At 71.9% G+C, this 11,132-nt stretch carries 6 protein-coding genes; 2 read left to right on the forward strand and 4 right to left on the reverse strand.

Annotation, left to right across the window (positions count from 1 at the left end; translation table 11 throughout):
• Positions 1-303: 303 nt before the first annotated feature.
• Entirely contained in the window at positions 304-2,826 is a 2,523-nt protein-coding gene (locus AWX74_RS20180; RefSeq protein ID WP_091279146.1) for an MMPL family transporter, read from the forward strand.
• Positions 2,827-2,860: 34 nt separating this feature from the next.
• Here AWX74_RS20180 and AWX74_RS20185 read toward each other — a convergent pair whose 3' ends face one another.
• Both AWX74_RS20185 and AWX74_RS20190 read right to left on the reverse strand, forming a co-directional pair.
• Positions 2,861-5,341: a heavy metal translocating P-type ATPase gene (locus AWX74_RS20185; RefSeq protein WP_091279150.1), complete on the reverse strand. Its 2,481-nt coding sequence runs from the start codon at positions 5,339-5,341 to the stop codon at positions 2,861-2,863.
• 42 nt (positions 5,342-5,383) lie between these two features.
• Positions 5,384-6,415: a hypothetical protein gene (locus AWX74_RS20190; protein ID WP_091279153.1), complete on the reverse strand. Its 1,032-nt coding sequence runs from the start codon at positions 6,413-6,415 to the stop codon at positions 5,384-5,386.
• 328 nt (positions 6,416-6,743) lie between these two features.
• On the opposite strand from AWX74_RS20190, the gene AWX74_RS20195 reads away from it, so the two are divergent.
• Positions 6,744-7,460 (forward strand): Crp/Fnr family transcriptional regulator, encoded by a 717-nt coding sequence (locus AWX74_RS20195; RefSeq protein WP_006540086.1) that lies wholly within the window; start codon positions 6,744-6,746, stop codon positions 7,458-7,460.
• A gap of 891 nt (positions 7,461-8,351) precedes the next feature.
• Here the strand turns inward: AWX74_RS20195 and AWX74_RS20200 are convergent.
• Together AWX74_RS20200 and AWX74_RS20205 are read right to left on the reverse strand one after the other, a co-directional pair.
• Positions 8,352-9,335 carry a UDP-glucuronic acid decarboxylase family protein gene (locus AWX74_RS20200; protein ID WP_091279156.1) on the reverse strand — a complete coding sequence of 328 codons (984 nt, stop codon included), beginning with the start codon at positions 9,333-9,335 and terminating at the stop codon, positions 8,352-8,354.
• A gap of 120 nt (positions 9,336-9,455) precedes the next feature.
• Positions 9,456-10,691, reverse strand: a complete 1,236-nt coding sequence (locus AWX74_RS20205; RefSeq protein ID WP_091279159.1) for a glycosyltransferase family 4 protein — start codon at positions 10,689-10,691, stop codon at positions 9,456-9,458.
• Between the last annotated feature and the right edge of the window lie 441 nt (positions 10,692-11,132).

The following is an 11,132-nucleotide window of genomic DNA, read 5'->3' on the forward strand; positions in this document are numbered from 1 at the left end:
ATAGAGCCCATTGCCGGACCAGGCACCGCGCGGGACGGCCGGCCGTGATCCGGGCCGATCGATCGACAATGCGCGGCGCCCACCACCCAGCCCGATCGACCTGACCGACCGGTCGGCTGGTTCAACGCGCTTCAGGTCGGTTCCGGCCCGTTCTGGCGAGCGCCTGAACCGATTACGGGGACACCCGAAGCCACCATCAGGCACCGCCAGAGGGTCATCAGCGGGTGCCTATCCGAGGGTCCGGCCGGCCGACCGCGTGAAATCCGCGACGAACGCGGGCGATCCGCCGCGAGGAGATGAATTGTGGGCACCGTTCTCTACCGCCTCGGCCGGTCCTGCCACCGGCATGGCCGGACCGTTCTGGGGCTGTGGCTCGCTCTGCTCGCGCTGGCCGGCGCTGGCACCGCGGTGTCCGGCGGCTCGCTCGACCAGTCATTTCCACTGCGTACGGAGCAGGCGACACAGGCCGCGCTGACCGGGGCGGCGGCGCTGCCCGGAACAGACTCCCGGCGCGGGGCGGACCTGCTGCTGCAACGCCGGGCCCCGACCCGGGCCGAGGCCGCGACCGCCCGGATCGTCTTCAGCCTGGACGAGCGAGCCGAGGCGGACGCAGCCGCTGGAGCAGGCGCAGCCACGAAGGCTGGCTCGGCCGCGAAGGCCGGCGCAGCCGCCGCGCTGACCGACTCCCCCTACCGAGCGGTGATCAGCAGGGTCGTCGCCGCGCTGGGCCGGGCTCCGCTGGTGGCACACGTCGGCGACCCGTTCGCCGCCACCAGCGCCGAGGCCGCGCAGGCCGGCCTCTCGGGTGATGGCCGGACCGCCTATGCCCTCGTCACCTACCGGGTCACCAGCCCCGAGTTGACGGCGCAGGCACGCGACGCGCTGCTGACCGCGGCCGAGCCCGCGCGGGCGGCCGGCATCACGGTCGATGTCGCGGGCACCGCTGTGGCAGGGCACCATCCGCTGCTGGACACCCGGCCCTCCGGGCTGATCGGAGCGGCGGTCGTGCTCCTGCTCCTCACCGGCGTTCTCCTCGCGTTCGCCCGGACCGGCGCGGCGCTGGCCACCGGGCTCCCGCTGGCCGCGGGCCTGCTCGGCCTCGTCGTCAGCCTGGGCGGGATCGGGCTGGCAGTCGGCCTGGCCGGTCTCGGCCCGACGGCCGCCATGCCGGCGTTGGCAGTCGGTCTGGCCACCTCGGTCGGCTGCTCGTCGTACGTCCTGGCCAGGCTGCGACAGGAACTCGCCGCCGGGCATTCGGGCGCCGAGGCGGCGGGACGGACCCTGCGGAGCGCCGGGTCGGACGTGATCCTCGTGGGCCTGTTCGCGATGCTCACCTCGAGCACGCTCGTCCTGCCCCGGGTACCGGTCCTGACAGCCCTGGCGCTGTCGACGGCCGGCGCGGTGGCCCTGTCCGTCTGCATCGCGCTCACCCTCCCGACCGCCCTGCACGGAGCCGGCAGGGCAGTCGGGAGGGCCGGCCACGCCGGGAACGCCCAGGTGGCCCACGACACCCACCGCGATCACGGCGTGAGCGGGGAGCACGGCGGGGGTAGCGCTCGGGCGGTGGTCCGCCGGCCGCTGCCAGCGCTGCTGGGAAGCCTGGTCGTACTCGCCGTCCTCGCGCTCGCGGTGCCCGGGCTGCGGCTGGGCCCGACCGATGACGGTTCCGCCGGGCCGACGAGCACGCAGCGTCGCGCCCACGACCGGATCAGCACGGCCTTCGGGCCTGGGTTCAACGGCCCGCTGCTCATGGTGATCGAGGCGACGGGCGGGGCCGACCCCGTCGCGGCGGCCGGCCGGATCCGCCCGACCATCGCCGCGCTGACAGCGGTCGCCCTGGTCGACGAGCCGCAGGAGCTGCCCGGAACCGACCTCGCGACGATGACCGTGATCCCGTTGACCGGCCCGGACGACCCGGCCACCGCGGACCTGCTGCGCGCCGTTCGCGAACACGCGGCGACCCTCGCCGTCACGACCGGGGCGACGATCACCGTCACCGGCCCGACCGCGATCGACCTCGACGTCTCCCGGCGGCTCACCGCCGCGGTGCCGCTGTGCCTCGCCCTGCTCGGTGGGCTGACAGTCGCCCTGCTGATGCTGGCGCTGCGCGGTGTCGCGGTGGCGCTGCTGGTGGCGGCGGGTTCGCTGGCGACCGCGGCCGCGTCCTACGGTGCCGTGACCGCGGTACTCCGGTGGGGCCCGCTCGCCGATGCACTCGGGCTCAGGCCGGCCGGATCCGTCACCGCGGTCCTGCCGCTCCTCGTGGCCGGGCTGCTGAGCGGCCTCGCGACCGGCCACCTGCTGCTCGGGCTGTACCGCCTCCGGGCCGAGCACCCACGGTCGGGACACCCACAACCAGGGCCCCCACGGTCGGGACGTCCCCACGGCGCCGTCGCCGCCCGGTACCGGGAGGAGAGCCGGGCCGCCCTGGCCGTCGCCGCGGTCGCCGTCGTCGTCTTCGCCGGGCTTGCCCGGTCGACCGATCCGATCATCCGGACGACCGGCCTCGTCCTGGCCTTCGGGCTCCTGGTGAACGCGCTGGTGGTGCGCCTGGTGACCGTTCCGGCCGCGCTTGCCCTGCTCGAGCGCGGCGCCTGGTGGCATCCGCGCCTGCCCGGCCTGCCCGGCCTGCCGGGTTCTCCGGATTCCTCGGATTCTCCGCGAGCGGTTCCGGCGGCGCCGGCGGCGCCAGCCGGGGAGACCGAAGGGCACCACGCCTGCGATGAAGGTTCGGACATTCCGGAGGCGGACATCCCGGAGGCAGCCGGCCACCCGGGCGGCATCGACCACACCGGCCAGGCCGCCCAGGAGCTCGTCCGCTCCTGAGCGCCCGGCCAGATCTCCCGGTCAGATCTCCCGGTCAGATCTCCCGGTCGACGGAGAACCGCCGCAGGCGCAGGCTGTTGCCGACGACGAACAGCGAGCTCGCCGCCATCGCCGCGCCAGCCAGCATCGGGTTCAGCAGGCCCGCCGCCGCCAGCGGAAGTGCCGCGACGTTGTAGGCGAAGGCCCAGAACAGGTTGCCCTGGATGGTGGCGAGCGTCCGCCGCGCGAGCCGGATCGCGTCGGCGGCGGCCAGCAGGTCCCCGCTGACCAGCGTCAGGTCGCTCGCCTCGATGGCGACATCGGTGCCGGTGCCCATCGCGAGCCCCAGATCCGCCTGCGCGAGCGCGGCGGCGTCGTTGACGCCGTCCCCCACCATGGCGACGACCCGGTTGCTCTCCTGCAGGCGCCGCACGACCTCGATCTTGTCCTCGGGCAGGACCTCGGCGATCACGTCATCGGGCGCGATCCCGACCTGGGCCGCGACGGTCGCCGCCACCGCGGCGTTGTCGCCCGTCAGCAGGATCGGACGCAGCCCCAGGCCACGCAGCTCACGGACGGCAGCGGCGGACGTCGGTCGAACCGCGTCGGCGACCGTGAGCACGCCGCGGGCCCGCCCGTCCCAGGACACCGCGACAGCGGTACGCCCGTCGGCCTCGGCATCCCGGGCGACCTGGAGCAGCTCGGCCGGCAACGGCTGTGAGCACCCGTTGAGCAGCCTGGGCCGGCCGACCAGCACGGCATGCCCGTCCACCATGCCCCGGACCCCGAGGCCCGCCCGGTTGGCGAACTGGTCGACGGCGGGCAGCTCCTCGTCACGCCGGGCGGCCGCACCCGCCGCGGCCCTGGCGATCGCACGTGCCACCGGATGCTCGGAGGCCCGTTCCAGCGCACCGGCGAGCCGGAGCACCTCGTCGCGGTCCTCCCCCGGGACGGTCACGACGTCCTGCAGGGTCATCTCGCCGGTGGTGACCGTGCCCGTCTTGTCCAGGACGATCGTGTCGGCCCGCAGGGTCGACTCCAGCACCTCCGGCCCGCGGATGAGGATGCCGAGCTGCGCGCCGCGTCCCGTTCCGACCATGAGGGCTGTCGGCGTCGCGAGCCCCAGCGCGCAGGGGCAGGCGATGACGAGCACCGCCACGGCGGCGGTGAAGGCGTAGGTGAGCCCGCTGTCCCGGCCGGCCCAGTAGCCGAAGGTCGCGACGGCCAGGGCGACCACGACGGGGACGAACACACCCGCGACCCGGTCGGCGAGGCGCTGGACCGGTGCCTTGCCGTTCTGCGCCTGCTCCACGAGCCGACCGATCCGCGCGAGCTGGGTGTCGGCTCCGACCCTGGTGGCCCGCACGACGAGCCGACCGCCGGCGTTCACCGTGGCGCCGGTCACGGCGTCCCCGGGGCCGACCTCCACCGGCACCGACTCCCCGGTGAGCATCGAGGCGTCCACCGCGGACGTGCCTTCGACCACATTCCCGTCGGTCGCGATCTTCTCTCCGGGACGGACAACGAACAGATCACCCACCCGGAGCTGGTCGATACCCACCCGTGACTCCCGGCCGTCGCGGAGAACGGCGACGTCACGGGCCCCGAGCGTCAGCAGGGCGCGCAGGGCCGAACCGGCGGCACGCTTCGCCCTGGCCTCCAGGTACCGGCCGGTGAGGATGAAGGCGGTGACGCCGGACGCCACCTCCAGGTAGATGTTGCCCCCACCGCCCCCGTGGGTCACGGTGACACTGAATCCGTGGGTCATTCCGGGCTCGCCCGCGTCTCCGACGAACAGCGCGTACAACGACCATCCGAACGCGGCCAGCGTGCCCATCGACACGAGCGTGTCCATCGTCGTCGTGCCGTGGCGCAGGTTGGTCCAGGCGGCCCGGTGGAAGGGCCAGGCGCCCCACACCACCACGGGTGCGGCCAGCGTCAGCGACAGCCACTGCCAGTAGTCGAACTGCAGAGCCGGGATCATGGCGAGCGCCACCACCGGCACGGTCAGCGCGGCGACGACGATCAGCCGCTCGCGCAGCGCACGCACCCGGGCCTCGGCGGCACTGTCCCGCAGCTGGACGGCGCTCGGAGCCGGCGGGGCACCGTTGCCGCCGACGGCAGGAGCACCACCGGCGTCCGCCGCTCCGCCCGCATCCGCCGTGCCACCCGCGTCCGGCGCGGCGCCGGTGTCCGCCGCGCCTTCGGCCGGGCCCGATTCGGCGGCTCCGAGCTCAGGCGGGACCGATCCGGGCGTGGATCCGACGTCAGCCTGCGCTGGCACCGGGGGTGGGGGCTGGACGGGCGCCGGCGGCAACGCGGCCGCGTACCCGGCCGCCTCGACCTGGGCGACCAGGCGCTCGGCGGGCAACGCGGCCGGGAAGCTGACCTTCGCGATCTCCGTCGCGTAGTTGACCGTCGCCGTGACGCCCTCGATCTTGTTCAGCCTCCGCTCGACACGGGCCGCGCAGGACGCACAGGTCATCCCGCCGATGACCAGGTCGACCTCACGTCGTTCGGTGGCCAGCGGGCTCATCGGATCTCCCAAAGGGACATGGAGTGGGGGGCAGGGTCAGGGTCAGTGCACGTGCGCTGGGGTGGCGGTTCCGGCGGGCCGGGTCGGGCTGGTGGTCCGGCCCGCCACGACGTCCATCGTGATCTCGGCGGTACGTACCTGCCCGCCGTGCTTGAAGTCGAGGTAGAGCCGGTAGGAGCCGGCCGACGGAAACCGCGTCGCGAAGGACAGCTCCGGGCTTTCGTCCGCCGCGACCGACGCACCGTCGGTGTGGACATGGCCGTCGCCGTGGTTGTCGCCGCCCCCGTCGCCCGGATGGACGTGCAGGTAGGCGAGATCGCCCTGGCGGATCACCACCAGATGACCGAGCGCGCCGAGGTACTGCTCGAGATCGGTGACCGGCCGCCCGTTGTGCGCGACCGTGAAGGTGAGGGTGCTCGATTCACCCGGCTCCGCCCGCCCCTGCATCGTCACGCTGTAACCGCCCGTCAACGTCACATTACGTGTCGGCTCGGGGAGTACGGCGGGACGAAGGTCGCCGGCCACGGTGAGGTCGGTACCCAGCGTGATCCCGTTCGTCGCTTCGGTGTGGCTCCCGGTTCCCGTCGACGCCGGGACGAAGTCCACGAACACCCGGTAGACGCCCGCCACGGCCAGCCGGAGCGGGACGCTCCACGTTCCGGCGGAGTCACGGGTCGGGTGCAGGTGCTGGTAGCCGGTGAGATCCCGCCGCACGACGATCAGGTGGAGGTCGGCGTCGTGGGCGCGGGTGAAGGCCGTCACGGGTCGGCCGTCGGCGCCGAGGATGCGGAAGGTGTAGGCGCTCGATCGCCCGGCGGGCCAGGTGAGCTCAGCGGGATCGAGCGTGTAGCCGCCGGCGGAGATGGCCAGGCCACCCACGGCGGCCGCACCGTCGCCGGTGCCGCCTGTACCTGCCGCGGCGCCCCCCGCCCCGGCGGAGATCCCCTGCCCGGCACCGCCGGCTGGCCCCGCCGAGTCCTGCGACGGTCCGATCGTCGTCCCGACCACATAGGAGACACCGAAGAGCACAGCCAACGCGAGGCCGAACCCGCCAATCCGGGTCATAGCGTTCATCGTGCGTCCCTTCGCGCGGGCTAGCGAACTACTCGTCCGTACGGTACATACCCCCAGGGGGTATAGGTCAACGATACGGGCGGATCGGTGGCGGCACTCTCACACCTTCGGACGGCGCCTCGCGCGCTCTGGCCGCCATGCCCGCCGGGCGGGCCGGGCGGGCCGGGCTGCGCCGGAAGTGGCCTCGCGGCAGGATCCGGACGGCAGGGAAAGGACAACGCACTGTCCCGCTCGGTACTAACACAGGACGCCCGGGGCCCCGGCGAACGACAATAGGAACCTCCGACGTTCCGGGCACGGAGGCCCGGGGTGAAAGGAGGGCATTCCTTTGCCTGAGGATTCTCGACCCTTTCCGCCGGGCACCCTGCCCGCCCGGCTGAACCCGGCGCTGCGCCAGCAGCTTCTCGCCCTCGGGGGGATACGCCACTACCCACACGGTGAGATGCTGATGCGGGAGGCCGAGCCATACGGCGAGGTCATCCTGATTCTGGACGGCTTCGTGAAGATCACCGCCAACGGCGAGGAGAACAGGCTCGCCTTCCTGGTCATCAGGTCACGGGGTGACATCCTGGGCGAGATCAGCGCGATGGAGCAGGACACTCACACCGGAACCGCCACGGCAGCCGGCCCTGTGGTGGGCCGGGCGATGAGCGCCGCGGCCTTTCGATCGTTCCTCGAACAGAATCCGCCCGCTGCTTTCGCGGTCGCCGAGCTGGTCGCGAACAAGCTGCGCAACTCGATCCGGCGCAGGGTGGAGCATGTCGACGGCTCCGTTCGTGGCCGACTCGCCCGGGTCCTCATCGAGCTGGCCACGCTTTGGGGCCGGCCAGCCGCCCGCGGGGTGCAGCTCGCCGTCGGCCTGAGCCAGCCCGAGCTCGCGGCACTGGTCGCCGCCGACGAGCGATCGGTCAACCGCGCTCTCGCCGAGCTACGGAACATGCAGGTCGTGGACGTCGGCTACCGACGGGTCATCGTCCTGGACCTCGAGGGCCTCGAACGAGTGGCTTTCGGAAACAACAATCGACCAGGCGGGTCCGGCAGCTGAAGACGTAGAAAACATCTGGCAAAGAGAACCGCGGAAAACCCGCGGCCTGGAGCGCCCAGGGCTCTTACATGATCGCGTTTTGCCCGGAGGTCGTCGGATTGGCCTGGATGGCCGGCCGGCCGGCCGGTCCGCGTGGCGGGGATGTCGCGCGGGCCCTGGAGATTGAGCGCGGGCGGTGGCGGCCACGTGGGCGACGGCCCGCGGAGCGGCGGTGGTGGCCCGCGGAGCGGCGGTGGGGGCCCGCAGCGCGGAGCTTGCCGCACGGCGGCATGGTGACCCGCGGGTCCCTGTGGTCCGGGGCAGACTGCTTCCGCGCTGGGGCCGGAGGCCGGGTCCGACGTTCGTCCGACCGGCCGACCACGATTTATTCCATCGCCGCGCGTGGCCGAAGCGGCCGGTCCCACTCTTGCGGAAACGACACCGAGCAAGATCAGGTTCATGCGGGTGAGGCTCCCACGGCTCGCACTCCACGAACACGGCCGGGCCTGAGCACGGCGGCCCGGGTGGGCGAGTCCGAAGAGTGAAGGATTTTGGTCGTTCCGACGACCAAAATCCTTCACTCTTGTGGACTACCAAGCGGCCTCGCATCCCTTTTGCGCCACTTGTGGCGATTCCTGGTGCTGCGCGGCGGTGCGGGATGCCCGGTGGGTGGCCGGGTGACGGGTCCGGGTAGGCAGCCGGCCGGCGCTGACGCCACCGGTCGACTGCCTACCCGTTCAGCCGCCCCTGGGACAGGCGGCTCCAGCGCTCGGACCAGGTGGCCACGGTCACTGGTCGGCAACGGTCACTGGTCGGCAACGGTCACTGATCGGCAACGGCCACCAGCCGGCCCGACCCCGGCGAGCCCGACCCCGGCGACCCTGGCGAGCCCGCCGTTCGAAAGGCCTCGGCTCAGGCCACGGGCGCCACAGCGGCACCGGCAGCGGCCCCCGGAACGGGGCCGGCGCCGAGCTCGCTCGCGAACCATTCGATGGTCCGCAGCAGACCGTCACGCACGTCGATCACCGGCTCCCAGTCGAGCTGGCGTCGCGCGAGGGTGATGTCCGGCCGACGCACCATGGGGTCGTCTCCGGGCCGGGGAATGAACTTGATGGGCACGTCGGCGCCGATGAGCTCGACCACGAGCCGAGCGGTGTCGATGATGGACATCTCGTGCGGGTTACCGAGGTTCACGGGGCCGGGCAGGCCGCTGCGCAGCATCCGCACGATGCCTTCGACGAGGTCGTCGACGTAACAGACCGAACGAGTCTGCAGACCGTCCCCGGCCACCGTGACGGGCTCGCCGCGCAGGGCCTGCGAGACGAACGCGGGAATGGCCCGGCCGTCATCGGTCCGCATCCGCGGGCCGTAGGTGTTGAAAATCCGGATGATCGCCGTGTCGATCCCGTGCCGGTTGCGGTACGCGGTGGTCAGGGCCTCGGCGAAACGCTTCGCCTCGTCGTACATGCTGCGCGGCCCGATCGGGTTGACGTGCCCCCAGTAGGACTCCTCCTGCGGGTGCACCAACGGGTCGCCGTAGACCTCCGAGGTGGAGGCGAGCAGGAAACGCGCACCCTTGCTGCGAGCGAGGTCCAGGGCGTGGAGGGTGCCGTGCGAACCCGCTTTCAGCGTCTCGATGGGATATCTCGCGTAGTCGAGCGGCGACGCCGGCGACGCGAACTCCAGGATTGCGTCGACCGTACCCGGCACGGTCATCTGCTCGGAGACATCCTGCTCAAGCAGCTCGAAGCCGGGCCGGCCGAGCAGGTGCTCGATGTTGTTCTTCCTGCCGGTCAGGTAGTTGTCGACGCAGACGACTTCCTCACCGTCGTCAAGCAGCCGATCACACAGATGACTTCCGAGAAAGCCCGCGCCTCCCGCGACGACGACACGCATAGCCGAAAACCCCCAGTACTGTCTACTCAAACAAATTCCGACGGACTGCCTGGCGCCTACTGCCAGTCACCAGTCAGCCACAGCGGCGGGGCGTCCGGTGGGCCCGAACCACGAGACGATCTAGCCGCGGCCCCGGGCTGGACCGTGAACCTGGTGACGAGCGATTGCCTTGAGGTATACCTCCTCGCGGCGGGCCGCGATGACGTCGGGGTTGAGTTCGGCGGTGCCCGCCCGGCCGCGCAGACCGACCGTGGCCGCGTGACCTGCGTCTGTCAGGAACGGCTCCAACGCATCGGCCATCGCGTCCGGATTCTCCGGCGGCACAACGGCGCCGCCGTTCCAGCGCGCCACCCAGGCCGAGACGCCGGTCGTCGCGGTGGCGACCACCGGGCGCGCGGAGGCCATTCCCTCCAGCCCCGCGATGGAGAAGCTCTCGAACCGGCTCGGCACCACGACCACACGCGCCTCCCCGTAGAGGCCAGGGAGATCGGTGCGCGCCACGTGGCCGTCGAAGCGGACCGGAACGCCCAGCTCGGTCGCCCTGCGCTCCAGCCAGGTCCCGGTCTCGACACCGTCGACCCGGCCGGACGACTTCCCGACGAAGATGACCTTGGCGTCGATTCCCCGCTTCTGCAGGCGGGACGTCGCGTCGAGCAGCACGTCTAGGCCCTTGCGCCATTCCAGACGGCCCACGACCACGAGGTTGGGCCCGGTGTGCTCCGCCGTCGGAACCTCGGCGAACGACGCGTTCTCGAACGGGTACGGGATCACGTCGACGTCGGTGTCCGGCCGCAGCCAGTCGAGGTCGCGCAGCGTGTCGACGAGAAGCTGCGACGGCGAGGTCCGCGCGTCGGCGCGCAGCGCCGAGAACCGGTCGACCTTGTCCGCGATCTCACCCTTGCGGGTCAGCTCCGGATCACGCATCCGGACGTCCATCATCGTGGGCGTGTGGAGGTGGATCACCAGCGGAGTACGCCGGCCCAGCGCGGTGAACAGGCCGCGCGTCTCGCCGTCCTGGGTCTCGATGACGTCGGGCCTTATCCCGCTCTGGCGCAGCCAGAACCCGTATGACACCGCCAGTGAGGCGCGCAGCGACAACGAATCCCGCGGGTGGTCCCGACCGGTGATCAGTTTTGCGGCGGGCCCGAGGTAGCGCGTTACCGGCGCCCGCAGCAACGGACGGCGGTGAACGTGCACGCCTTCGAAGACATCGTCACGAACAGCGCGTCCCTGCGTGCACAGCACATGAACCTCGTGCCCCCGCCGCGCCAACGCGTGCGCGATGTCGTGCGTGTACACGCCAGCACCATCCCAGATGACTGGTGGGTACTGCTCGCACAAAAAAGCAATCCGCATGCACAACTCCAGGCGACCGTCAGGCCATGTATCTCCGGGAGGCACATGGTAGTACCGATGCCTGGGCTACCGATCGGCACCCACCACCAATCCCACGTCAATACCCTGACGTTAGGGACGGGTACATCTACTCGCTTGTAGAAGGTCCGGAGGACTTCCCTGGAAATTCTCCGCTCCGTATTCGAAACAAGCCTGGACGCACCCATTGCAGCGCCGGGGGAACACGCCGCCGCAAGGAAGAACGGCGCAGCGCGGCGCCGTGTTCGGCGGCCCCACCGGACCGCCGGGAACGCCGCATCCGACCGGGGGCGGAACGATTCCCCCCCAGCCGCCGAAGGGCCATCACAGGGACCACCGGAAAACACTATCCGCTACCTGGCGCACACCCTTGGCTCCCACCGGCCCGCGCCGCGGCGGCCGGGGCACCTGGGCGCCACCGCG

Origin of the sequence: Parafrankia irregularis (assembly GCF_001536285.1) — a bacterium.
In the GTDB taxonomy this organism is placed as follows: Bacteria; Actinomycetota; Actinomycetes; order Frankiales; family Frankiaceae; genus Parafrankia; species Parafrankia irregularis.